The organism is Enterobacter cloacae complex sp. I2 (genome assembly GCF_014896205.1).
In the GTDB taxonomy this organism is placed as follows: Bacteria; Pseudomonadota; Gammaproteobacteria; order Enterobacterales; family Enterobacteriaceae; genus Enterobacter; species Enterobacter quasihormaechei.
On record NZ_JADBRA010000007.1, the window covers coordinates 171,779 to 196,991 of the forward strand.

Annotated in this window: 18 protein-coding genes; 8 read left to right on the forward strand and 10 right to left on the reverse strand. The window is 56.9% G+C overall.

Annotation, left to right across the window (positions count from 1 at the left end; translation table 11 throughout):
• Nucleotides 1–66: 66 nt before the first annotated feature.
• Nucleotides 67–1,419 (forward strand): glutathione-disulfide reductase, encoded by a 1,353-nt coding sequence (gene gorA, locus IM300_RS08300; protein ID WP_193036086.1) that lies wholly within the window; start codon nucleotides 67–69, stop codon nucleotides 1,417–1,419.
• Nucleotides 1,420–1,603: 184 nt separating this feature from the next.
• Nucleotides 1,604–3,253: an alpha,alpha-trehalase gene (locus tag IM300_RS08305; RefSeq protein WP_063865347.1), complete on the forward strand. Its 1,650-nt coding sequence runs from the start codon at nucleotides 1,604–1,606 to the stop codon at nucleotides 3,251–3,253.
• A gap of 31 nt (nucleotides 3,254–3,284) precedes the next feature.
• Here the strand turns inward: IM300_RS08305 and IM300_RS08310 are convergent, their stop codons facing one another.
• Nucleotides 3,285–4,868, reverse strand: a complete 1,584-nt coding sequence (locus IM300_RS08310) for an STY4199 family HEPN domain-containing protein (protein ID WP_193036088.1) — start codon at nucleotides 4,866–4,868, stop codon at nucleotides 3,285–3,287.
• Between the two features lie 149 nt (nucleotides 4,869–5,017).
• On the opposite strand from IM300_RS08310, the gene IM300_RS08315 reads away from it, so the two are divergent.
• Entirely contained in the window at nucleotides 5,018–5,557 is a 540-nt protein-coding gene (locus IM300_RS08315; RefSeq protein ID WP_193034058.1) for a GNAT family N-acetyltransferase, read from the forward strand.
• 71 nt (nucleotides 5,558–5,628) lie between these two features.
• Nucleotides 5,629–5,967 carry a lysozyme gene (locus tag IM300_RS08320; RefSeq protein WP_193036090.1) on the forward strand — a complete coding sequence of 113 codons (339 nt, stop codon included), beginning with the start codon at nucleotides 5,629–5,631 and terminating at the stop codon, nucleotides 5,965–5,967.
• Here IM300_RS08320 and IM300_RS08325 read toward each other — a convergent pair.
• Both IM300_RS08325 and IM300_RS08330 read right to left on the reverse strand, forming a co-directional pair.
• On the reverse strand, nucleotides 5,946–6,548 hold the full coding sequence (locus IM300_RS08325) for a response regulator transcription factor (RefSeq protein WP_193036092.1): 603 nt from the start codon (nucleotides 6,546–6,548) through the stop codon (nucleotides 5,946–5,948). The two genes, IM300_RS08320 and IM300_RS08325, sit on opposite strands and share 22 nt — an antisense overlap.
• Nucleotides 6,549–6,721: 173 nt before the next feature.
• On the reverse strand, nucleotides 6,722–7,480 hold the full coding sequence (locus IM300_RS08330) for an SDR family NAD(P)-dependent oxidoreductase (RefSeq protein WP_193036094.1): 759 nt from the start codon (nucleotides 7,478–7,480) through the stop codon (nucleotides 6,722–6,724).
• Between the two features lie 119 nt (nucleotides 7,481–7,599).
• Here IM300_RS08330 and IM300_RS08335 point away from each other — a divergent pair, with 119 nt between their 5' ends.
• The 3 genes from IM300_RS08335 (at nucleotide 7,600) to IM300_RS08345 (ending at nucleotide 11,158) form a co-directional block, all read left to right on the forward strand.
• Nucleotides 7,600–8,499: a LysR family transcriptional regulator gene (locus IM300_RS08335; protein ID WP_063865341.1), complete on the forward strand. Its 900-nt coding sequence runs from the start codon at nucleotides 7,600–7,602 to the stop codon at nucleotides 8,497–8,499.
• A gap of 50 nt (nucleotides 8,500–8,549) precedes the next feature.
• Nucleotides 8,550–9,575 carry an inner membrane protein YhjD gene (yhjD, locus tag IM300_RS08340; RefSeq protein ID WP_063450037.1) on the forward strand — a complete coding sequence of 342 codons (1,026 nt, stop codon included), beginning with the start codon at nucleotides 8,550–8,552 and terminating at the stop codon, nucleotides 9,573–9,575.
• 260 nt (nucleotides 9,576–9,835) lie between these two features.
• A complete protein-coding gene (locus tag IM300_RS08345) occupies nucleotides 9,836–11,158 on the forward strand; it encodes an MFS transporter (RefSeq protein ID WP_063865340.1) in 1,323 nt (440 codons plus the stop codon).
• Nucleotides 11,159–11,251: 93 nt separating this feature from the next.
• Here the strand turns inward: IM300_RS08345 and IM300_RS08350 are convergent, their stop codons facing one another.
• Nucleotides 11,252–13,294 (reverse strand): AsmA family protein, encoded by a 2,043-nt coding sequence (locus IM300_RS08350; RefSeq protein WP_063450021.1) that lies wholly within the window; start codon nucleotides 13,292–13,294, stop codon nucleotides 11,252–11,254.
• 65 nt (nucleotides 13,295–13,359) lie between these two features.
• On the reverse strand, nucleotides 13,360–14,133 hold the full coding sequence (gene pdeH / locus IM300_RS08355) for a cyclic-guanylate-specific phosphodiesterase (RefSeq protein WP_063450022.1): 774 nt from the start codon (nucleotides 14,131–14,133) through the stop codon (nucleotides 13,360–13,362).
• A 230-nt stretch (nucleotides 14,134–14,363) separates the two neighbouring features.
• On the opposite strand from pdeH, the gene IM300_RS08360 reads away from it, so the two are divergent.
• The gene (locus tag IM300_RS08360; RefSeq protein WP_193036096.1) at nucleotides 14,364–15,293 is read left to right on the forward strand and encodes a sugar kinase; all 930 of its coding nucleotides are present in this window, start codon (nucleotides 14,364–14,366) and stop codon (nucleotides 15,291–15,293) included.
• Between the two features lie 62 nt (nucleotides 15,294–15,355).
• Here IM300_RS08360 and IM300_RS08365 read toward each other — a convergent pair whose 3' ends face one another.
• The 5 genes from IM300_RS08365 to bcsZ all read right to left on the reverse strand — a co-directional run bounded on the left by IM300_RS08365 (nucleotide 15,356) and on the right by bcsZ (nucleotide 25,212).
• Nucleotides 15,356–16,846, reverse strand: coding sequence for a pitrilysin family protein (locus IM300_RS08365; protein ID WP_063450024.1), 1,491 nt, complete (start codon nucleotides 16,844–16,846; stop codon nucleotides 15,356–15,358).
• A gap of 222 nt (nucleotides 16,847–17,068) precedes the next feature.
• A complete protein-coding gene (dctA, locus tag IM300_RS08370) occupies nucleotides 17,069–18,355 on the reverse strand; it encodes a C4-dicarboxylate transporter DctC (RefSeq protein WP_063450025.1) in 1,287 nt (428 codons plus the stop codon).
• Nucleotides 18,356–18,514: 159 nt separating this feature from the next.
• The gene (gene hmsP / locus IM300_RS08375) at nucleotides 18,515–20,521 is read right to left on the reverse strand and encodes a biofilm formation regulator HmsP (RefSeq protein ID WP_064910089.1); all 2,007 of its coding nucleotides are present in this window, start codon (nucleotides 20,519–20,521) and stop codon (nucleotides 18,515–18,517) included.
• Nucleotides 20,522–20,641: 120 nt separating this feature from the next.
• Nucleotides 20,642–24,124 (reverse strand): cellulose synthase complex outer membrane protein BcsC, encoded by a 3,483-nt coding sequence (bcsC, locus tag IM300_RS08380; protein ID WP_193036098.1) that lies wholly within the window; start codon nucleotides 24,122–24,124, stop codon nucleotides 20,642–20,644.
• Complete coding sequence (bcsZ, locus tag IM300_RS08385; RefSeq protein ID WP_063450028.1) at nucleotides 24,106–25,212, reverse strand: cellulose synthase complex periplasmic endoglucanase BcsZ; 1,107 nt, start codon at nucleotides 25,210–25,212, stop codon at nucleotides 24,106–24,108. The genes bcsC and bcsZ overlap by 19 nt, the downstream gene beginning before the upstream one ends.
• Nucleotide 25,213 lies beyond the last annotated feature (1 nt).

Here is a 25,213-nt window from a genome sequence, read left to right on the forward strand (position 1 = left end):
GCCATCGGTGGAAACTATTGATTTCAGGTATACAATCGCGGCAATTCACGATTAAGGACAAAAACTATGACCAGGCATTATGACTACATCGCAATCGGCGGCGGCAGCGGCGGCATCGCCTCTATTAACCGTGCGGCCATGTACGGCCAAAAGTGTGCGCTGATTGAAGCCAAAGCGCTCGGCGGCACCTGCGTGAACGTCGGTTGTGTACCGAAGAAAGTGATGTGGCATGCCGCGCAAATCCGTGAAGCTATTCATATGTATGGCCCGGACTACGGTTTTGATACCACCATCAACCACTTCGACTGGGACAAGCTGATCGCCAGCCGTACCGCCTACATTGACCGTATTCATACCTCGTACGACAACGTGCTGGGCAAGAATAACGTTGATGTGATCCGCGGCTTCGCCCGTTTTGTGGATGCGAAAACGATCGAAGTGAACGGCGAGACGATCACTGCCGATCACATCCTGATCGCCACCGGCGGCCGTCCGAGCCACCCGAACATTCCGGGCGCGGAATACGGTATCGACTCCGACGGATTCTTCGAGCTGCCAGCTCTGCCTGAGCGCGTGGCCATTGTGGGCGCAGGTTACATCGCGGTTGAGCTGGCTGGCGTGATTAACGGCCTGGGCGCAGAGGCGCACCTGTTCGTGCGTAAACACGCGCCGCTGCGCAGTTTCGACCCGCTGATCGTCGAGACGCTGGTTGAGGTGATGAATGCCGAAGGCCCAACGCTGCACACCAACGCCGTGCCAAAAGCGGTCGTTAAAAATGCAGACGGCAGCCTGACGCTGGAGCTGGAAGATGGTCGCAGCCAGACCGTTGACTGCCTGATCTGGGCGATTGGTCGTGAACCGGAAACCGACAACTTCAACCTGGCCGCAACTGGCGTGAAAACCAATGAAAAAGGGTATATCGTCGTTGATAAGTTCCAGAACACCAGCATACCGGGCATTTATGCCGTCGGGGATAACACCGGTGCCGTCGAACTGACGCCGGTTGCCGTTGCCGCAGGCCGTCGCCTCTCCGAGCGCCTGTTTAACAACAAGCCGGACGAGCACCTGGATTACAGCAACATCCCGACCGTGGTCTTCAGCCACCCGCCCATCGGCACCGTCGGCTTAACCGAGCCGCAGGCGCGCGAGCAGTACGGCGATGACCAGGTGAAAGTGTACAAATCGGCGTTTACCGCAATGTATACCGCAGTCACCTCACACCGTCAGCCGTGCCGCATGAAGCTGGTCTGCGTGGGCCCGGACGAGAAGATCGTCGGTATCCACGGCATTGGCTTTGGCATGGACGAGATCCTGCAAGGCTTCGCGGTGGCGCTGAAGATGGGCGCCACCAAGAAAGACTTCGATAACACCGTCGCGATCCACCCGACGGCGGCAGAAGAATTTGTGACCATGCGTTAAGCCTGATGCCCCTCCCCGGAGGGGCATTTTTCATTAACATTCACAAATCGTTGCAAAACGAATGCTCCGAAAATAGTGATCTACCGCACATATCACCCCACATCTACCGAAGCGAATGTCTACGCTTATAGGACGCCCGGAAAAACCAGTCTTTGAGAACACATAACCGGAGGTCTTTATCACCATGTTCAACCAGAAACTACAGACTGCCGAGGAAATCGAGTTCGAAATTGCAGAAGAGCTGCGCTACGAAACCGATCCCTGTGAGTTAAAACTGGATGAGATGATCGAGGCAGAGCCGGAACCGGAAATGATTGAAGGGCTGCCGGCGTCCGATGCCCTCACGCCCGCAGACCGCTACCTTGAACTGTTTGAACACGTCCAGTCGTCGCGGCTGTTTGCGGACAGCAAAACCTTCCCCGACTGTGCGCCGAAGATGGATCCACTGGATATTCTGATTCGCTACCGCAAGGTGCGTCGTCACCGTGATTTCGACCTGGCGCGCTTTGTGGAGAATCACTTCTGGCTGCCGGAGGACTACAGCAAAGAGTACGTCTCCGATCCCGGCTTCTCCCTGAAAGAACACATTGATAACCTGTGGCCGGTGCTGACGCGCGAGCCGCAGGATCACATCCCGTGGTCGTCGCTGCTGGCGCTGCCGCAGGCCTATATTGTGCCCGGTGGTCGCTTCAGCGAGACCTACTACTGGGACTCCTACTTCTCCATGCTGGGCCTGGCAGAAAGCGGTCGTAACGACTTGCTGAAGTGCATGGCCGATAACTTCGCCTGGCTGATAGAGCGCTATGGCCATATCCCGAACGGCAACCGCACCTACTACCTCAGCCGCTCCCAGCCGCCGGTTTTTGCGCTGATGGTGGAGCTGTTTGAAGAGGACGGCGTGCGCGGGGCGAAGCGCTATCTTGAACACCTCAAGATGGAGTACGCCTTCTGGATGGACGGGGCAGAATCGCTGCTGCTCAATCAGGCCTATCGCAGTGCGGTCCGCATGCCGGACGGCTCCCTGCTTAACCGTTACTGGGACGATCGCGATACGCCGCGGGATGAATCCTGGATTGAGGACGTTGAAACCGCCCGTCATTCGGGTCGTCCGCCGAACGAGGTGTATCGCGACCTGCGCGCCGGGGCAGCCTCCGGATGGGATTACTCGTCCCGCTGGCTGCGCGATCCGGCGCGGCTGGCCAGCATCCGCACGACGCAATTTATCCCCATCGATTTGAACGCGTTCCTGTTCAAGCTGGAGAGCGCTATTGCCAATATCTCAGCATCGAAAGGGGATAAAGAGACCGCCGATCTGTTCCGTCAGAAAGCCAGCGACCGCCGCGCGGCGGTGAACCGCTATCTGTGGGACGACGAGAACGGCTGTTATCGCGATTACGACTGGCGACGTGAAGCGCTGGCGCTCTTCTCTGCGGCCAGCATTGTGCCGCTGTACGTGGGCATGGCGACGCATGAGCAGGCGGAGCGGCTGTCCGATGCCGTTAAAGCCCGTCTCCTCACACCGGGCGGGATCCTCGCCACCGAATATGAAACAGGCGAACAGTGGGATAAGCCGAACGGCTGGGCGCCGCTGCAATGGATGGCCATTCAGGGGTTCAAGCAGTACGGCAACGACTCGCTGGGAGATGAGATCGCCTGGAGCTGGCTGCACACGGTGAACCATTACTATAAAACCCATCATAAGCTGATTGAGAAGTACCACATTGCCAGCAGCACGCCACGCGAAGGTGGCGGGGGGGAGTATCCGTTGCAGGATGGCTTCGGCTGGACCAATGGCGTGGTGCGGCGGTTGATTGGGTTGTATGGGGAGCCCTGAGCCTCTCCCCTGAGGGGAGAGGGGAAAATAATCAGCGGATCACCTCATAAATGGCAGTCTGGATGGACTGCCATTTTTTTGTGGTGGCATCCGGCTGAGATTTAGCGCGGCGCGTGGCCATATCCGCATCATGCTGTTGGCGTTTCACCACTGCCGGGACGGTACAGAACGCTTTCAGGTACTGCTTGCGCATAGACGTCAGCGATTCGCCGTTCGCCATCGCATGGCTAAGCGTGTTAATAAAGCGTCGGCAGGGCTTTTGCTCTGTCATTTGCAGGCGGTAGCGCAGCATCACTTCCAGCACGTCGTCGTAGCCTGCCGACAACGCCTCTTCTGTCCATGACACTTTCCAGTCCATCCCGCCCTGTAAGAACAGGAGCGCCACGCGGGTATCGTTGCGGCTGATAGCTGAACGGAAGTTGTTTTCATCCCAGGTCACACCCATACGCGTCAGCGTTTCTCGCGAGGAAGGCGTTTCGCGCATTTCCTGCACCGGCGCGGGAGATGCCGAACTGGCTACAGCCGGCTGCGGTTTACTGCTGGTTACCAGCCAGGCTCCCCCCACGATAATCGCAATAACCATCACGCCAACCGCTCCCCACAGCACGCCGGAAATCAGCTGTTCGCGCTGCTCGGGCGTTCGCGCGGCGCGCTGGGTCGGTTTCTCTATGCTGTCGCGCACTTCAAAAAGATCGCCACCCGTGGTGCGATCCCTTTTCTGCGCCTTTTCCCAGAACGCGTGCAGCTCGCTTTCCTCCACCGCCATGAGCGCCGCCGGGTTAATGCGTGTTCGCCCTTCCTCAAACGCGCGCTGAACGGAGCGGGTTATCTGCGTGTAATAGCTGTCGAGCAGCTGGATTTGCGCCCCGCTTAACGGCTGCTGCACGGTGATGCTGTTGCGGATTTGACGGATATCCTCAAGGAAGGTTTGCAGCGTTTTGCGTGGCTCTACCAGCAGCGTCAGCATGTCCGGGTCGTTAAACAGCGACGCGTAGTAGCGGCTAAATTCTTTTTTATCCACCAGCAGCTGGGCCAGCTCGCTGAACAACATGCCGCTCAGCACATCGTTAATTTCACCGTTTTTCAGCCAGCGACGCACGCGATCGGCGTTAAACAAGGTCTTAAGATGATTATTCAGCCGCGTCGGATCGGGCCACGCCTGCTGTATCAGCCCTTTTATCATTAGCTCGATGGCTCGCACCTGTTTCTGCGCCTGAAGCTGGCTCGCCTGCTCTGGCGCCATCCCGGTATCGTAGGTCAGGAGGGGCTGTTGCAAACGCAGATATTCAAGGGCGGTTACAAAGCGCATCGCCGCAATCAGCTGGTTTTCGCTGACGTCCTGCCCGCTTTCATACTGAGGGACGCGCTGCTGAAGCAAGCGTAATTGCAGCGTAAAGGCCGTCATTTCCGCATCATTCAGGTTTAGCTTCCTGGCAACGGCGCCCCACCCACCCAGCCCCAGGCGGGCGCTGTCCAGCTGTTCCAGAAACCAGCGTGGATCTTTGCCTTCACTAACAGGTACATTCAACAGAAGTAAGATTTCGACAGACGCCTGACGGATCGCCGCCAGGCAGTGTTCAAACTGCTCGCGGGTATGATGCGATGAGCTCATCATCTTTGTTTTCCTTGAGAGACAACGAATACCGCTAAAGCGGCTTTAAAGGTGATTTTTCTTTTTATTTATACGAGGTTAAACATACCTGACTTTCTGTTGAAATAAAGTGACAACCCTATAATCATTTACAATGCCTCAGGAGAATCTGAATGCCCGCCTTTACGACCGCACGCCTCACCTGCTCGCCGCTTCAGGAGCAAGACTGGCCCTTTTTTCTGTCGCTTCAGCAACATCCTGACGTGATGCGTTTTGTCGCCGAGGCGCGTAGCGAGGCGGATATTCGGGAAGCCTTTGAGTCTCGTCTGTTGCCGTGGACGCCGGGCAGCGCACACTGGCTCTGCCTTGTGGTGCGTGATACGGCCAGCCAGACGCCGCTGGGCGTAACCGGCTATGTACACCGGGAAGCAGATTGTGCCGAAGTCGGTTTTCTCTTTGCGCCCTCTGCGCAGGGAAAAGGTTATGGCTTTGAATCGCTGCGGGCCGTGTGTGATTTCGCGTTGACTCAGGGCAATATTCGTCGGCTCACCGCCACCGTTACCGCGGGAAATATCGCCTCAAGGCGGCTGCTGGAAAAAACAGGTTTTCAGCTGGAAGGTGAGTTGCGCGAGAGTTATTTCCTTTCAGGGCAATGGCATAACGACTGGCTGTTCGGTTTATTGAAAAAGGAATACCCGTTCAGTAAAACCTGATCAACAGCCATTTGGCGGATATTCCCCGGACGTCGTTTCCTCTATAGTCGCGCCATTAAGAGGAAACGCTTATGACGGGTTATGCAATGCAGATAACGTCTGCTGCAATCGCATTAATTAAAAAGCAGCAGGGACTTTCCCTGGAAAAATACCGTGACGAAAAGGGAATATGGGTTATAGGTTACGGTCACGTGATTCGCCAGTGGGAGAAATTTAACGGCCTCATTACGCCGGCTGAGGCGGAGTATTTGCTTTTCAATGATATTCAATTATGTGAGACGCTGCTGCGGGAAACGAACCGACGCCCATTAACCCAACAGCAGCATGATGCCCTGGTATTAACTCTCTTCAGTTTTGGAGAAGACTCCCCTCTGCCAGAGAGGATCCTTCAGGCCGTCGCCCGGGTGTAGTACATCGCGGCCTGCGTCCGGTTTTTGACGTCAAGACGGCGGAAAAGCGTCTCAAGATGCGCTTTTACCGTTGCCGCACTGATGTTGAGATTACGCCCAATCTCTTTATTCGACTCTCCGGCCGCCAGTAACTTCAACACCTCACGCTGGCGCTCGCTTAACAATGACAGCTCATCATGAGAGGAGTGCTGCTTCAGCCACTCGCCGGGAAAACAGACCATTCCTCGCGATACCGAATCCAGCACTGCGGAAAAGCGTTCGGGATTTGCATTGCGGGGGATTATCGCCACCACGTTGCGCTGTAGCATTTGCTCAACCCAGCGATGCTCTTTTTTCATTAATACCAACACCACGCGCGCCGCTGGAAAACGTTCCGTAATCTCTTCCAGTAAAGCCACGCCATTATCATGAATTAAATATCCATCTATCATGACGATAGCGCAGGGTGACGCGGATAATTGCGCCCATAATTCATCAGTCTGACGAGTCCCTGTCAAATCTAATTCCGGAATTAACTTCTGCAAACTGCACATCGCTCCATGAATAAATAGTGACTGCCTGTCAAACATGATTACTCGCATCGTTTTACTCCTCTGAGAATAGCGAAGGGGGATTCTACAGAGGCATTTTTTAAGAAAAAACTCAATGAACGGAGAGGTTACAATTCATCCGGCTCTCTTTATATTTTCCCGCATTTAGACATACCTGAATTAAGGATTTCCTTAAGAGGGTTCCCTCCCCTTAAGACCGAACATTACAGGAACATACCGCCTGAGACTTCAATACGTTGCGCATTCATCCAGCCCAGTTTGTCGCTGAGCAGGGCCGCAATGGCGTCACCAATATCATCGGGCAGGCCCACGCGTCCCAGCGCAGTTTGCGACGCCAGCAGCTGGTTAAGCTCCGCATTATCCCGCACGCGTCCGCCACCAAAGTCGGTTTCAATGGCGCCGGGCGCGATGATATTGACGGAAATACCGCGCGCGCCCAGCTCTTTTGCCTGATAGCGGGTCAGCACTTCCATCGCCCCTTTCATGGCAGCGTAGGTGCCTGAGCCTGGCTGAGTAAAACGGGCCAGTCCGCTGGAGACGTTCAGGATCCGTCCTCCGTCTTTTATTAACGGCAGCAGCTGCTGCGTGAGGAAAAACGGGCCTTTGAAATGAATGTTCACCGCATCGTCAAACTGCGCCTCCGTCGTCTCGGTATAGGGGGCGTATAAGCCTGTGCCGGCGTTGTTCACTAAATAGTCAAAGGTGTCACGTTGCCAGACGTGCTGAAGGGTGTCCTTCACCTGTTGAGCAAAACGCGGAAAACTTGCCGTATCGCCGACGTTAAGCTGCAATGCGGCCGCTTTTCCGCCTTTTACCTCTATTTCGCGCACAACGTCATGCGCCTCCTGCTGGCTGCTGTTCCAGGTCAGGATGATGCCTGTCCCTTCCGCAGCCAGCTTCAGAACGGCGTTTTTACCCAGGCCGCGGCTACCGCCGGTCACTAATGCAATACGTTCACGCATAATTCACCTCGTTTCGTCTGTGATGAAGATTGAGAAAGAGCTTATTAGATGGTAGAAAATCAATAAATACTCCTGCTAACGCTTCACTGTTTCATTCATAACAACAATGACTAACATCTATGGATAAAATACACGCAATGCAGCTTTTCCTTCGCGTCGCGGAACTGGAGAGTTTTTCCCGCGCGGCGGAGACGTTAAGCCTGCCGAAAGGGAGCGTATCGCGGCAGATCCAGGCCCTGGAAAACGCGCTGGGTACGCAGCTGCTGCACCGCACTACCCGCCGCGTCAGCCTGACGCAGGACGGCATGGTTTATTATGAACGTGCAAAAGATCTGCTGATGAATCTGGACGAGCTGGACGGCATGTTCCTGCACGACCCCTCCTCCATCAGCGGTCGGCTACGCGTGGATATGCCCGTTGCCATTGCGCGAAATGTGGTCATCCCAAAACTGCCTGCCTTTTTACAGCAGTACCCCGGCATTGAGCTGGAGCTGAGCAGCAGCGACCGCCTGGTGGACGTCATCCGCGAAGGATTTGACTGCGTGGTGCGCGTGGGTAACCTGAAGGATTCCGGGCTTATCGCCCGTCCGCTTGGGAAGCTTTCGGTGATTAACTGCGCCAGCCCGGACTATCTGACGCGATTCGGCTACCCTGAGACGCTGGACGATTTGGCCTCACACGCCCTCATTCACTACTCCGCCACGCTGGGCACCCGCCCGCTGGGTTTTGAGTATTTCAACGGCAGCGCAACCCAATGGGTGAAAACGGGAGGCGTACTAACGGTCAACAGCACGGAAACCTACCAGGCCGCCTGTATCGCCGGGCTTGGCATTATTCAGGTCCCGCGCGTCGGGGTGCGTGATGCCCTGCGCACGAAAAAACTCGTGGAGATCCTGCCGCAATACCGGGCTGAACCGATGCCCGTCTCCCTCATTTATCCCCACCGCCGTAACCTCTCCCGCCGGGTGCATGTGTTTATGGCGTGGCTTACCGAACTCACAAAAAGTTACGTGGACTAGTCGCAAGCTATAATTCAGTAACATCCAGCTCAACGAAAAGGAAAATGCGCGTGACGCCGGAAAATAACCCGCAACGACCGACTCAACATTTAGATTATGAACCCATCAAAAAGATGGATAACGAACCTGAAGCGCCGAAAGAGCCTGGAACGGCCAGCAAAGCGCTGGGCACCGTAACCGGTATAGCTGAAAAAATTCAGCAGATACCCGCGATTGCCCATCTGATACGCGCCGCTGAGCGCTTCAATGACCGCATGGGAAATCAGTTCGGCGCGGCGATCACCTACTTCTCTTTCCTGTCGATGATCCCCATCCTGATGGTGTCGTTTGCCGCCGCCGGTTTTGTGCTGGCGTCTCACCCGACGCTATTGCAGGACATCTTCAATAAGATCCTGAACAACGTTAGCGACCAGACGCTCGCCACGACGCTTAAAAGCACCATCAATACCGCCGTGCAGCAGCGTACCACCGTGGGTATCGTAGGGTTGCTGATTGCGCTCTACTCCGGGGTGAACTGGATGGGCAACCTGCGTGAGGCCATTCGCGCCCAGTCGCGTGACGTCTGGGAGCGTACCCCGCAGGACCAGGAGAAGATATGGGTGAAGTATCTGCGCGACTTTATTTCGCTGATTGGGCTGCTGGTGGCGCTGGTCATCACGCTCTCTATCACCTCGGTCGCCGGTTCCGCGCAGCAGATGATTATCTCCGCGCTGTATCTGGATTACATTGAATGGCTGAAGCCAGCCTGGCGCGGTATAGGGCTTGCCATCTCCATCTTTGCTAACTACCTGCTGTTCTTCTGGATCTTTTGGCGTTTGCCCCGCCATCGCCCGCGCAAAAAGGCGCTGATCCGTGGGACGTTAATTGCCGCTATTGGTTTTGAGGTGATCAAAATTGTGATGACCTATACGCTGCCGTCGCTGGTCAAGTCTCCCTCCGGCGCGGCCTTTGGTTCAGTGCTGGGGCTGATGGCCTTCTTCTATTTCTTCGCGCGCCTGACGCTGTTCTGCGCCGCGTGGATCGCCACCGCAGAGTATAAAGACGACCCGCGCATGCCGGGAAAAACCCACCACTGATGTTCTGTCGGGCTGATATTTCAGCCCGATTCATCATTTCAGCATATAAATCCAGACCGTAACTTTTATTTAACTCAAAACCAGTTTTAATGACTGATATTTAAAATGTGTGAAGCATTTCATGGAAGTGTTTTCGCTGGCCTGAAAATTATCCGCTTTTTGTTGCTTTTATGACCACGCCACGCCTTTGTTACAGATTGAAATGTCGCTTTTGCTGTGCCTAATATGGCCCTTCGTTCGTCCAAAAATAAGAAAATATTATGCAAGCAACAGCCACCACACTTAACGAAGGGGCGGAACACGTTCCGGTCAACTCCCGCAATAAAGTCGTCGTCGCATCGCTGATTGGCACCGCCATTGAGTTCTTCGACTTTTACATTTATGCCACCGCTGCGGTCATTGTCTTTCCGCATATTTTCTTCCCACAGGGCGACCCGACGGCAGCCACGCTACAGTCTTTAGCCACCTTTGCTATCGCCTTCGTTGCGCGTCCGATTGGTTCAGCGGTCTTTGGGCATTTTGGCGATCGCGTTGGCCGTAAAGTGACGCTGGTTGCCTCGCTGCTGACCATGGGGATCTCTACGGTTGCCATCGGCCTGCTGCCGACCTATGAAACTATCGGCATTCTGGCGCCCGTGCTGCTGGCGCTGGCGCGCTTTGGTCAGGGTTTAGGCCTGGGCGGGGAATGGGGCGGCGCGGCGCTGCTGGCGACCGAAAACGCCCCGGCGCGCAAGCGTGCCCTGTATGGCTCTTTCCCGCAGCTGGGCGCACCGATTGGATTCTTCTTCGCTAACGGCACCTTCCTGCTCCTCTCCTGGCTGCTGACCGATGAACAGTTCATGAGCTGGGGCTGGCGTATTCCGTTCGTCTTCTCAGCCGTGCTGGTGCTGATTGGCCTGTACGTGCGCGTGTCCCTGCACGAAACGCCGGTCTTCGCGAAAGTCGCCGCGGCGAAAAAACAGGTTAAAGTTCCGCTGGGCACGCTGCTGACCAAACACCTCCGCGTAACCGTGCTGGGCACGTTCATTATGCTGGCGACCTATACGCTGTTCTACATCATGACCGTTTACTCCATGACCTACAGCACCGCCGCCGTACCGGTCGGGCTGGGCCTGCCGCGTAACGAAGTGCTGTGGATGCTGATGATGGCGGTTATTGGATTTGGCGTGATGGTGCCCATCGCGGGCCTGCTGGCGGATAAATTTGGCCGTCGTTCAAGCATGATCGTCATCACCTCGCTGATCATCCTGTTCGCGCTGTTTGTCTTCCCGCCGCTGCTGGGTTCAGGTAGCCCTGCGCTGGTGATGGCGTATCTGCTGATTGGCCTGAGCCTGATGGGACTAACCTTTGGCCCGATGGGCGCGCTGCTGCCGGAGCTGTTCCCGACTGAAGTGCGTTATACCGGCGCGTCGTTCTCCTATAACGTTTCGTCTATTCTGGGCGCCTCGGTCGCCCCGTATATCGCCACCTGGCTTCAGGCAAACTATGGCCTGTTCTATGTGGGCGTCTATCTGGCGGCAATGGCAGCGCTGACGCTGATTGCGCTGCTGCTGACGCACGAAACTAAACATCAGTCACTGTAATATGATGCCGGGTGGCGGCTACGCCTTACCCGGCCTACGATTCACATGCAGGCCGGGTAAGCGCAGCGCCACCCGGCAAGAACGGGCCACACCTTACTTCTTCATCTGCGACAAAATCGTCCGACACTGATTCGCTTCGCCTTCTGACGGCGAAATCAACGCCAGCAGCGCCGCCGCAGGGGTGACCAGCGTGGCGAGTGCGGCGGCAACTGCACCGCGCGCAATCAGCGGCCCGGCCTTCACGCCCGCCTGCGGCTCTTTGAAGGTCCCGCGCACGTAGAGCGGCGAACGCAGGGTAATGATACGAATACCTTTACTTTCCGGATCGATGGTTAAATCCAGCTGCTCGGACGCCATGCTGGCGGTGCCGGTGATGTTGATAACCGCGTTTTCCGTGTCGAAGGCGAAAATCTGCGGACGCGCCACGCCGTTGACCAGATCCACGTTTGCCGCCGCGCAGTTCACGCGCACTTCGTCGTCACCGAAGATTTGCCCGATGATAAAGTTCCCGACGTTCAGCCCCAGGATCTCCATCAGGTTACGGCTCACCAGACCGTCGTTCATCAGCAGCTTCAGGTTGCCGTTTCCGCTGCCCAGCAGCGCCGCCACGGAGTTGCCCGTGCCGCGAATGTCCGCGTCGCCGTTCATCTCACCGAGGGTCTTCTGCATCAGCTCCACGTCCGGCATCAGCTCTTTCAGCTTCAGCCGGCGCGCCTGGATCTCCGCCCGTCCCTGCATCGGCTTTTTATCCCCCTCCAGGTGGATATTCGATGAAATGGTTCCGCCCGCCATGCCAAACTTCAGCGGTTGCAGGCGCAGGTCGGCGTTTTTCAGGATGATATGGGTTGAGAGATTGCTCAACGGCAGCGTGCTGCCATGCTCAATTTTACGTCCTTTGAAGCGCACGTCCGCATCCATCACGTCCCACTTGTCGGTTTCGAAGCGGTCATAGGGCAGTACTTTGCCCGCAGGCTGGACGTCCTTTTTGACCTCTTTTGACTTCGTGCCTTTACCCGAATCTACGCCAATCAGCGGCCCGAGATCGGCCAGACGCAGCTGGCGGGATTCAACGTCACCCTCCAGTTTCGGGCGTGGTTTTCCGGTGGTGTAGGTCAGCGTACCGTGAATATCGCTGTCGCCGATGCGCCCGTTGAACCCACGGTAGTCAAAAACGGACGATTTTTCAGCGTCGATTTTTGCGACCAGGCGCCCGTCCGTTTCGAACGGCGGGGTATCCGGCAGCAGCACGCCGGTGAGATCGTACAGTTCACCCAGCGAATCGCCGGCAAACTTAAGCTGGAGGTCGACGCCGCCCATGTTCATCGGGTCGTTAACCGTGCCCACGAACGCCACGCGGGTATTGCCCGAGCGGAAATCCGCCTGCACCGGGAATGGCGTGCCCTCGCTCCTGAGCGCCAGCATGCCGCCGATTTTGCCTTTGCCGGTGAGCGGCTGGCCGTTGTAGCGCCCCTTCGCCGTCAGGCCGAAGACGTAATCGCCCGCTTTGCTGTCATCGCCTTTGGCTTTACTGCCCGTCACTTCGCTAAACGGCAGCGGCTTGCCCAGCGGATCGACGAGGATCTCCACGTCGGCCTTACTCACCTTATCGTCAATGGCGATCCGCCCGCGATCGAACAGAATATTGTCGAGGCGGAAAGACCACGAAGAGGGCTGCGCATTCGGATCTTTATCGTCGCTGCCGGCGAGATCGAACGTCCAGTTGTTGTTTTTCTCAGACAGGCGAATCAGCCGCGCGTCGGGCTGCTGAAGTTTGATCCACGGTAGATAGACCGTTTTCGTTAACAGGGCTAACGGCGCCAGCGTGGCTTCCACGCGCGGCAGGTGGATCATGGTCACTTCGGGGATATCGGGCGGGTTGCCAAGCATAATGTCGTCGGCATGGACGTGCGGCCAGGGCACCCAGCTTCGCCAGCCGGTTTCCTCTTTCTGGCGCTCCCACACGACGCCCAAATCGCCACGTATTGCGAAGGGGCGGTTTAGCTCGGCTGAGACTTTCTGGTTGATGGTCGGTTTGAGGCGGTTCCAGTCAAACGTGGCGATAATGATGATTAAGACCACGATCAGCAACACGAAAATCCCTGCTGTCCAGGAAATCACCCTGGTTGTTTTTGTCATTGTTGTCCCCTTTCCTGATGAACTTGCCTATAAAACTATAGTTCAGACAAAGGGAAGCGGGCATATCAGAGCGTGGTTATCACCTTTTCCAGGGTATCCATAGGGACAGGACGAGAGAGGAAATAACCCTGTGCCGCGGCTGCCGGGGAATTTTGCACGTCGCGCCACTCTTCCAGCGTTTCCACGCCTTCCACAATGACGCCCTGACAATAGCGGTTCATCAGTTGCAGGAGCATAGTAAACAGGTTCCGTCCCTCCGACGTCTGGCGCAGCATAATAAACAGATCGCGGGCCACTTTGATGTAGTCATAACGCACTTCACTCAGGGCGGAGAAGTTCGCCATGCCGGTACCGAAGTCATCCAGCCACAGCGGGCCAAATTCACACATCGAGGCAAACGACGAGTCCTGCGGCAGACGCACGTGCTCCACCAGTTCGAAGCGCATCCACGGCAGGGTGGCAATCAGCGCCTGCAACGTCGCATTCTGACGTAACGCCATCAGAGTTGGGCCATCCACGTTCACCGACGCCAGAATACCGTGCTGCTCGAAGAAGGCCTGCTTCGTCGCCAGCATTCTCAGCTGCTCTTCCAGCACGTCGATGCGCTGACGCACGGCAACCTCCGCAAAATAGCGGTCCGGCGCAATACGCTGTGAAGGATTCGACGGATGAGTGACGATCGTTAATACCTCAATCGCCATTAACCGACCGTCGGTACGGTAGATGGGCTGATAGGTATACGCTCGCTCGCATTGCAGCCAGTAGCGATGCTCCTGCAAGTTCTCAATACTTGCCTCAGGCGTAGTGCTCAGCCGCTGGATAACCTGCTCTGACTTCATTTCGGATGTCCTGTTGTATGGGATAGCCTTTCTGGACTCGTCACTGAGTTATCGGCCCGCCAGGTGAGAACTTTATGTTCAATTCACCGGGAAAATGAAATTAAGATGACAGAAATATGCCGGAACACGCGCTGGCTCAAAAAAAATAATGGAACGTCGTTTTAATATGGTTGACCGTAAAAAACACACAGCGCACACTACCTTTAATTACTCTGTTCAGGTTCACGACTATGTCTAAGAAAATTGCCGTGATTGGCGAATGCATGATTGAGCTGTCCCAGAAAGGCGCGGAAGTGAGCCGCGGTTTTGGCGGCGATACATTGAACACCTCCGTTTACATTGCCCGTCAGGTCGCCCCCAACGCGCTGAGCGTGGATTACGTTACTGCGCTCGGCACGGACAGCTTCAGCCAGCAGATGCTGGAAGCCTGGCAGGGTGAAAATGTTGGGACGTCGCTGATCCAGCGGATGGAAAACCGCCTGCCGGGTCTGTACTACATCGAAACCGACAGCACCGGCGAGCGCACCTTCTACTACTGGCGTAATGAAGCGGCTGCCAAATTCTGGCTGGAAAGCGATGCCGCCGCCGCGATTTGTGAAGAGCTGGCGACCTTTGATTACCTCTACCTGAGCGGGATTAGCCTGGCGATCCTGAGCCAGCAGAGCCGTGAAAAGCTGCTGTCACTGCTGCGCGAATGCCGCGCCAACGGCGGCAAAGTGATTTTCGATAACAACTACCGTCCGCGCCTCTGGGCCAGCCGTGAAGAGACGCAGCAGGTGTACCAGCAGATGCTGGAATGCACCGATATCGCCTTCCTGACGCTGGATGATGAAGATGCCCTGTGGGGTGAAAAACCGGTTGATGAGGTTATCGCCCGGACGCAGGCTGCTGGGGTCAGTGAAGTGGTGATTAAGCGCGGGGCGGAGTCGTGCCTGGTGGCGGTGACGGGTGAAGCCGTGACAGAGGTTCCGGCGGTGAAGCTGGCGAAAGAGAAAGTGATTGATACCACTGCGGCGGGCGATTCTTTCAGCGCGGGCTATCTGGCGGTACGTCTGACCGGCGGTACACCGGAAGCGGCAGCGCAGCGCGGTCACCTGACGGCCAGCACGGTGATTCAGTATCGCGGAGCGATTATTCCGCGCGAGGCGATGCCTGCTTAAGAACGGTGCGGGCTGATGCCCTCACCCTAACCCTCTCTCACAGAGAGAGGGAACTCAGGGTCTTACTGACCCTGAGGAATATCGCTCGCATCCTGATGCAAATCATCGGCCGCCGCCTGTACTGGCTGCGGTGCCGTCGCCATGATGGCGTTCCAGGTGGCCTTCAACTCTTTCATGTCATATTCCGGCTCACCTTTCGGCTGCAACAGAATCAACGCCATATCCTGCGACAGCTGCTGACGCAGATCCTGATTCAGCATCTCCACGGTCAGGCCGTTCAGGAAATCCTGACGCAGCTTCTGATACTGCTCCGGCGCAATGTCCACGACCTGATTCTGCAAGGAACGAATGCGCTGGCTGATTAAGATATCGGTATCGGCGCGGGCATAGGTGGCGAACAGTTTCTGCAATTCGAGGGATTTCTGCGCGACCAGCGCGTTAAACTCCTCTTCAGACAGGCCCTCTTTGCGCACTTTAGCCAGCTCTTTTGCCACCACGCCGAGATTCGCGTTCAGCTTATCGCTGGGCGATTCCACGTTAATGGCGCACTGCGCGCGCTGGAACAGCACGCGGCAGTCAAAGCCCAGGCCAATGTCTTTCACGTTGTTCTTGCTGAGCGTCTGCTGAACGTGCCAGAACAGCGCTTCACGCGCGAGATCCGCACGCCAGTAACGCAACAGCGCAGAAGACTCGCGAATCGGCTGCCAGGCGGTATCCCACATCATTGAAAGACGATCCTGACGCACGGTATCCGTCATGATGCTGACCGTCTCAGGACGCAGCGGAGAAAGCGTAGGAACCGGGGCTGGCGTTTCACGCTTCCCTTTCAGATCGCCAAAGGCTTTGTTGATTTGCTCTATCACCGCACGGCTGTCCACGTTGCCCACCACAATGAGGGTCATGGCGTCCGGGGTGTACCACTGCTGATAGAAAGATTTCACCTGCTGTGCGTCAACCGGCTGTTTCAGCGGCTCTGCCGGGTCATGACCAAGCAGCGTTGACCCTTTCAGGCGGTAGCGCCACCAGCCTTCTTTGGTATCCGTCGGCCAGGTCGCCACCATGTCGCTGTTGCTCAACGCATAGTTTACGGTCTCCGGCGTAATCGCCAGTTTGCCGGTCGCATCGGAAAGATAGGTAAGCGCTTCTTTAAGCAGATCGTTACGGTTGTTGGGCAGGCTCAGGTTAAACATGGTGTAGTCATAGGAGACCACAGCCGGGGGAAGCGGGCGTTTTGGATCGATGGCCTGTTGCCATAAAGAACGCACCTGAACCGCCTGCAAACTGCCGCTCTGGGTGAGCGCCAGTCGAGGAATAAAATGGCTTAAGCCGGTCTGCTGGGTGCTTTCTGTGAGGGAGCCGGTATTCACAGCCAGACGAATTTCAATGCGATCGCTCGGACGTTGCGGAGTGGATAATACCTGCCACTGGAAACCGTTCGCCAGTGTTCCCTGTTGCCAGGCCGGGTCTGGCTGGAGCGCATCTGCCTGCACATAACTGGCTGCTGCCATCATCAGCAAACCGCCGGTTAAGAGTCGAATTTTTGTGCCCTGCATGTGAACCCCTGATCAACATTCCTGGTTAAAGAGAGTGTCTCGCGACGTGAGCACTCAAAGATGACGATGAAAACCTTCCGATTAGACAGCGTGTTCGGCTAAACGTCACGGGCGGAAGTGAAATATACCTCAAAAAAATCTTGTCGAATTATGACAGGTATGAGCGGTTATTATGCGCAGGTGCCCGCATCCCCACAAGGGAATACGGGCATTTATGAGGGATTAAGAGGATAAACCGGGGGTTTTGTCCTCAGATGGGCGGTTATTCAGCGTATCGTTAAGTTTCTTGTGGTCCAGCTCTTTCACCCACTTCGCTACAACGACCGTCGCCACGCCATTGCCGATCAGGTTGGTTAACGCGCGGGCTTCAGACATAAAGCGGTCGATACCGAGGATCAGGGCCAGGCCCGCCACCGGCAGATGACCAACCGCTGAAATGGTCGCCGCCAGCACGATAAATCCGCTGCCCGTGACGCCCGCCGCCCCTTTTGAGGAGAGCAGGAGCACCACCAGCAGCGTAATCTGATGGAAGATATCCATGTGGCTGTTGGTGGCCTGGGCAATAAAGACCGCCGCCATCGTCAGGTATATCGAGGTGCCGTCGAGGTTAAAGGAGTAGCCCGTCGGAATAACGAGCCCCACCACGGACTTACGGCAGCCCAGCTTTTCCATTTTATCGAGCATGCGCGGCAGCGCGGATTCAGAAGAGGACGTGCCGAGCACGATCAGCAGCTCTTCACGAATGTAACGGATAAATTTGAAGATGCTGAAGCCGGTCGCACGGGCGATGGAGCCGAGCACCACCACCACAAACAGAATACAGGTGATGTAGAAGCAGATAATCAGCTGGCCGAGCTGTACCAGCGTGCCGACGCCGTATTTACCGATGGTAAACGCCATCGCGCCGAAGGCACCAATCGGGGCCAGACGCATGATCATGTTGATGATGCCGAAGATAACCTGCGAGAAGCTTTCAATGACGTTGAAAATCAGCTGGCCTTTGCTGCCCAGACGGTGCAGGGCAAAGCCAAACAGCACGGCAAACAGCAGTACCTGAAGGATGTTACCGCTGGCGAACGCGCCAATTACGCTGCTCGGGATCACGTCCAGCAGGAAGGCCACAATCCCCTGATCTTTCGCCTGTTCAGCGTAAACCGCCACCGCTTTCGCATCCAGCGTGGCCGGATCAACGTTCATGCCCGCGCCAGGCTGCACCACGTTGACGATAATCAGGCCGATAATCAGCGCGATGGTACTGACAATCTCAAAGTACAGCAGGGCAACTGCCCCCGTACGGCCGACCGCCTTCATGCTTTCCATGCCGGCGATACCGGTCACCACGGTACAGAAGATGACCGGCGCGATGATCATTTTGATGAGCTTAACGAACGCGTCGCCAAGCGGTTTCATTTGCGCGCCCAGTTCCGGGTAGTAGTGACCAAGCAGAATACCGATGGCGATGGCTGTCAGGACCTGGAAGTAAAGACTTTTGAAGAGTGAGGTTTTCATAGGGTGTCCCTGGGAAGAAAAACTACAGGCTTTGTAAGGTTATGGTTAACCTGCGGCTTTAAAATAACACCCACATAACAGGACAGAAATAAACGAGGTTCAAATTTGAAACACAAATGTTAAGAACTTTGAGCTGGCTCGCACAAGCCAGCAACAAAATTACACTTTTGCGTTATTGCCAGCAGCGGCGAGATAGCGTTGCTCAAAAATATCCGACGGCACGGCACGATCAAAAAGGAAGCCCTGACCGCTCTCCACGCCTGCCGCAGCCAGCCACTCGCGCTGGGCGTCGTTTTCAATTCCCTCGGCAATCACGTGCAGATTCAGGCTGTGCGCCATCTGAATAATGGCCTGTACCATACTGCAATCCTCCGGCAGTCCCTCAACAAAGGTTTTGTCGATTTTCAGGACGTCCACCGGCAGGGTTTTCATGTGATGAAGCTGGCGCAGGCCGGAATACCCCATGCCAAAATCGTCCAGCGCAATGCGGACCCCGGCGTTACGCAGCGGTTTCAGAATGGCGACAGCGTCGTCAGGATTGTCGATACAACGGCTCTCGGTGACTTCCAGTATCAGCGTGTCGGGCTGGATGCGGTAGCGGTGGATCAGCGCAAGCGTCTCCGGCACCATGGTCGGGTGCATCAGCTGTAGCGCAGAGAGATTCACCGACAGCGGCAGCGTAATGCCCCGCTGCTGCCAGGCCGCAAGCTGGCGGCACGACTCTTCCAGCACCCAGTACCCCACGGTGACCATCAGGCCGCAGGACTCAATACGTTCGATCATCCCCTCAGGCAGCTCCCACGTGCCGTCCGGCTGCTGCATGCGCAGCAACGCTTCGGCGCTGGTCACTTCGCCCGTGCGCAAATTCACCTGCGGCTGTAGCCAGAGCGCAAACTGGCGATTGTCCATCGCCGTCAGAATGTCACTCTCTTCCGTCAGGCGCTGCTGGGCTTTTTCCATCTGCTCCGGGTCAAAGAACTGGATCTGGTTTTTCCCTTTCCGGCGCGCGGTGAACGCTGCCGAGAAAGCACGTCGGTAAAGCTGCTCGGCGGTCAGGCCACCGTAGTACATCGCAATCCCGATGCTCGCGCTCGGACGAAGCTGGATACCCTGAATGGGCAGCCGTTCATTAATGACAGTGAGCACTTGCTGACCTAGCGTAATGGCCTGCCACGGCTCTTTTACGCCGTGCGCGATCACCACCAGGTCATAGCCGCTGACCTGGGTGAGCACCATGCGCGGCGCCAGAACAGATTTCACCTTTTCCACCAGCGTCAGGAGCAGCATCTCGCGCTGGCTCTCTTTCAGCACGCCCGTCGTGTCCTGCAAGGTTTCGCAGGCGATCACCATCAGCGCGGTGGGCTGCTGGCGGGCGACGGTCTGCTCCAGCAGGGCCATTAAAAACGCTTTGTTTGGCAGATCGGAAACCGGAAAACGGGTGGCATTGTTACTGAGCTCTTCCTGCTGACGCAGAACACGCTGCTGGTTGATATTGTAACTCCGGACCAGCATGCCGATTTCATCGTCGTGATGCAGGCGCGGCAAGGGTAGCTGATGCCCCATGTGCTCCTGCGGAGAGAGGTCGTTCAGCTCCCGCGCGATGCGGCGCAACGGATGCACAATTAACCGGTTGATGCACCACGTCAGCGCCACGCTCAACATTAAGGTCAAGAGTAAGTAAGTGGTTACCAACGTAGCAACCCAGCTCATGACGAATTTATACATGCGGTATGAGTCCGCCTGTAGCACCAGATAAGCCAACGGCTGTGGGTTAGCCGGTCTTTCCAGGGAATAGAGAGGCAGCGAAATCTGCACCGGCAGTTCAAACAGGCGCATCACCATCATCGGGACGGGACGCTCCGGGATAAAGCTCATCCGCAGCGCCTGAAACTGGTTGGGCAGCACGACGTCGGCGCGGCTCACGATACCGGCAGGCTGGATGCGCTTCAGAATGGATTCCGCCTCGGGGATATCCCCTTTCAGGATCGAGGCCGACAGAGGTTCCCGCACCGAGCGGGCAATACTTTCCAGTTGCGAAGCCGTGTTATAGCGGTTCTGCTGTACGGAATGAAACAGCAAAATGACGCAGAAGATGAAGACAAACAGCATTGTGACGGCAGACACCATCGCCATCTGTTTGATCGTTAAGGAACGGCTGACACGCAAAATGACTCTCCACAAAACTCGAAGCGCAGGGCGCACCAGGGTGTAAACCTGGTGCGCCCGAGTATACCCGATAGCTGCACTTTTAAGAGAGACTTACAATTAGATTAAGCAAAAATCCGATCACCAGTCTGCATAAGGCACCAGCGGTTCCGGCGGTAAGTCCATATCACCCTGCCAGCCTGCGGCAGAATACCGAACATAGAGCAGCGCATGACTCGGGGTATAGTCTTTCGCTTCCTGAATATCAACGCCCAGACCGACAAACCAGTTGGACGTCACGCGGCGTTCAACAATCGCCCTTGCGGTATAACCCGTCCCTGACGAGCTGCTTCCGGTTTCCATCACACCTTTATCGGTATAACGGCCAGGTTCATTGTCCGGGATCAGCCCCTGCAACGGATAACGCATCACATCTTTTGTTTTTGAATGGGACCAGGAGACGGAGCCACCCAGCTCCCATGACCAGTTCTCGGTGCGTTTACGCCAGTTCACCGGTAAAGCGAACGACACATACTCCTGCGGGCTGTAGTAACCGCCCTGGCCCAGCGAATAACCGCTTAAATCCTTATCGTAATGCCAGAGCATATTGGACACGCCAACCGTCAGGCGCTCGTTGTTCTGATTGATAAGCTTGTAGTAATAGCCGGTCATCCAGCGGACGCGCCAGTTATCTTCGACATTCTTCCCGCTGAGGCTGTCGGCACTCAGGCTTGACCATATACCGTTAGCTTCGCCTTTGTCGTAGCTCACGCTCACGCCGCCACCGGTGGCACGCACGCCGCCCCAGGTGGTGTCGGTATTGGGATCTTTTTGCCCGCCGAAGGCCAGCACGGAGCTGGAAATCGGACGGCGATGGGCGTTCAGGGTGTAGCCAATCGGCCCTAAGTCGTTGCTGTAGCTCAGACTGCCCACTACATCGACCACGTCGAAGCCCATCGGCGTTGTACCGATGTCCCACGCCCAGGTCTGGTTCTGCCAGCCGACGGCGACGCTGGCGCCGTTGGCCGACTGATTCGTGCTGCCGCGACATGGCGTTTCGGCGCAGGTGCCCCACGTTGGATCGTAAGTGCCATTGTCCGTATCAAAGGAACCGGCGTTCATATTGACCAGATCGCTACGGAAGAACATGCGACCATCCGACAGCGGCGCATCAACCTGGAGCATGGTGGTGTGGGCTTTCAGGTCGGAATAGCCCCCCGTGCCGCTGGAGCCCCAGTAGTCGTGTTGCAGCGTGACGTTAAGATCCTGCTGACGATAAAGATCGCCTGCATCGCTGCGTACGCCGCGCTTCAGCCAGTCATCTTTCTCATCGTTACGCGTGAGACGCGTAACGCTGTCGTTATCGGTCGGACGGGTCGTCGTGATGCCCGATGAAACCATCGCATCTTTCCAGGTTTCCAGCGCCTGCTGAGGCTGGCCGTTTTGCGCCTGGAAACGGGCGGCATCACGCATCACCAGCGCGCTTTCCATAGAAGGCGGCTGCGATTTTGCCTGAGGAACAATGGCGTTGAAGGTCTTTTCTGCCGTGGCAGAATCACCCAGTCCGGCCTGCGCCATGGCGATCCGGCGCTGCATATTGAGGGAGAGCGGTTCGCCGTTGTGTGCCGCGGGCAGTTTCGCCAGCTCAGCGCGAGCGGCGTCCCTGTTGCCCTGAGCAAGATTGACTTCGGTCAGGCCGAGAATTGCGTCTTCGTTCTGCGGTTCCCGTTGCAGGACGGTGTTGTAGGCGGTTTTCGCGGCCTCATGATCGCCACGCTGTTCAGCCCAGTCCGCCAGCGTTAAGTCGATACGGGTGGACGGGGGCTGCTGGCGAAGCAGCGCTTCCGCCTCCTGCTCTTTTCCACCGTCGCGCAGGCGGTTGGCGTTTTCCAGCACCTGGTTACTTTGCAGGCGGCTCGCCAGCTCCTGAATGTTGCTGTTCCACCTGTCGCGCGGCAGCGTGTTCAGATGCGCCAGCGCGGCGCGGTCCCGATCGTTGCCGGACAGGTACAGCCCGCTGGCGTAAACCTGCTCCGGATCGTCCGGTTTCTGGCTTGCCAGCTGACGCATCAGGTTATCGGCCTGGCTGCGCTGACCCGCGCTATACAGATCGCGCGACAGCCGGTAGGTGATCCACACGTCGCCCGGGGAAAGCGCAAGGCGTCGGCGCTGAATTTCTGCGGCCTGGGCATATTTCCCCTCGCTTTCCAGCCGTTCGGCCTGGGCTGACAGCTGCTCGTTCGTCAGGCTACGTTCAATATCATCAATGCTGCGGCGCTGGCTGGCAGAGAGCGACTGAATAAACTGCGTCGCCTTCTCCGGAGACTGTGCGCGATAAATATTGGCAAGACCGCGCACCGCGTTGGTGTTGCCGCTGTCCATACGCAACGCCTGGCGGTAATAGCGTTCGGCCGCGTCGTTATCTTTACGCGCCGCCGCCGCATCACCTAGCCCCAGCACCGCGTAGCTGTCGGTATTATCGACGCTGCGCGCCTGCTGGTAATAGCGTTCCGCCTGGGCCGTATTGTTGGCTTTCAGGGCGTTATCCCCCTGCTGGATCAGCAGCCAGTATCGGTTGACCTTCAGCAGGCTGTCCCATTTGCCCCGGTTATCGCTCTGCGGATCGAGGGCGATCGCCTTTTCAAACTGCGCCACCGCGCGGGCGCGATCGCCTTTCTGGGAATAGGCCTGCCCCAGCGCGCCTACGGCTTCGCTGTCGGCGTGGTTGGCGCTGACCGCTTTCTGCAACTCCGTCACCGCTTTGTTGCCCTGCCCGGCTTCCACCGCGGCTAACCCTTCGGCTTTGGCGCGAAACGCCGGATCGGCGAGCTGTTTTTGCTGCGCTTCAAGCTGCGCGCGCGCCGCCGTCACGTTATCGCCATCGCTGAACACGCTCAGGTACTGTTGCAGCGCGGTGACGCTGGTGCTGCTGGCCGGCAGATCTTTGATCTGCTGGTACCACATATCCGACGCCTGACTGCGGCCCTTGTTCGATTTGGCCATCTCCTGCAACACCGCAAACCCTTCGTCACGGCGTCCGCTCTCGAACAGAAGCTGGGCCAGCGAGGCCTGTAGCGGGGCGTTGCCCGGGCTGGTGGCGTTAAGGTTTTTAAGCTGGCCTATGGCTGAGTTCCGGCGGGCGGGATCTTTTGCCACCACGTTCCAGTACTCAGTCGCGATGTCGCCCGAGGGCGGATTCCCGTCAAACAGTTTGTCATACGCGGCAATGGCTTCCTGCGTATGACCGGTAGTGGCAAGCAGGCGAGCCTGCTGGAGGGCCTGGCGACCGTCCGGCGTGGAGAGCAGCATGGTCGTACGGGAGGACTGGTACGCGCTGGAATCGGGTGCCATTCCTTTCAGACGATCCAGCTCTTTTTGCGCGCCCGCCGTATCGCCCTGTCGTAACAGATAGCGGAAGCGTGCGGCAATCACGTCCGGGTTGTCGGGGTCGATCAGCTCAAGGCGGTAGAGCGACTGACGCACCAAATCCTCACGCTGCGTGGATTCGCCCAGACGGACCTGTTCCAGCAGCTGTCTCTGCTGCGGGGAGTTGGCGGCCTGGGCCAGGGGCATTAGCGCCAGGCCAAGCGATAACGTGAGGAGATTTAATGTGAACGTGCGCATTCCTGGCCCCAATCCGGTAGTAATTCACCTTGCGCGGTGAAGCGAAAACGATGCTGATCCCACCCTTGTCCAAAGAGGGTCAGAACGTAGCTGTAATAAGCATTATTATCGGGAAAACGATCGGCGACGCGCTGACGTTGCACCGCCTGCGCGTCCCGGTTTTGTAAAAACGGAAGCAGGGAGGCAGAGAACCCAACCGGCCCATCTCCGGTACGTTTCCCGGTCGCTACGTCCACTTTTTCCGGCGGCAAGCCTTGTTTGGTTGTGGTGGTCGCCATGGGCTTGAAACGCGCAAGTAGCCGGGCTTTCTGTGGATCGCTATCGTTCATCATCCCTACCCAGAGATAGACGCGAATCGCATCGTAGCTGCCGATAAGGGACGCATCCTGCTTCAGCTGCCAGCCGCCCTTCTTCTGATATTTCACCCAGTTCGGGGAAAATCCTTTAGGCGCGGTCTCCAGCAGCAGACGCAGGTTGGTTTCTCGGAGCGTCGTCCACGGTGCACCAAAACGGGTAAAATAGCTCGCAAGCTGCGGCGGCAGGTAGCTGGGGTTGAAGCGCCAGGCACTCTCTTCGGCAAAACCGACTTTACCCGGCAGCAGCATAGAGCCCAGTCCCGGCACCTTCACCACTTCCTCGGTGGCAATGCGCGTCAACAGCGCCTTACCCGTGCGCGTATAATCGGGATTTTTCCATAGCCGCCCGGCTTCCAGCAGCGACCAGGCAATCCAGATATCGGCATCCGACGCCGAGTTCGAGTCGATAACGGCCCAGGTTTCGTCGTCCTTTTTCCCCCACAGCCAGGCTGGGAGATGCTGGGCTAAATCCCCCTCGGCAAGGTTATCGCGTGTCCATGCCAGCAGCAGATCGAACGCCTTGCGATCGTTTGCTGCCAGCGCAAAGAACAGCCCATAGCTTTGCCCTTCCGAGGTGGTGATCTTGCGCGCGTCGCTGGGATCGATAACGCGCCCACCTTCGCTCATATAATCCTGCTTGAACGTCTCCCAGGCGGGCCAGCGGCAGGCGGCATGAAGATTCGCCGCCGCCAGCATCAACGCTGCGACTACACACCCACGAAAGATTTTCATC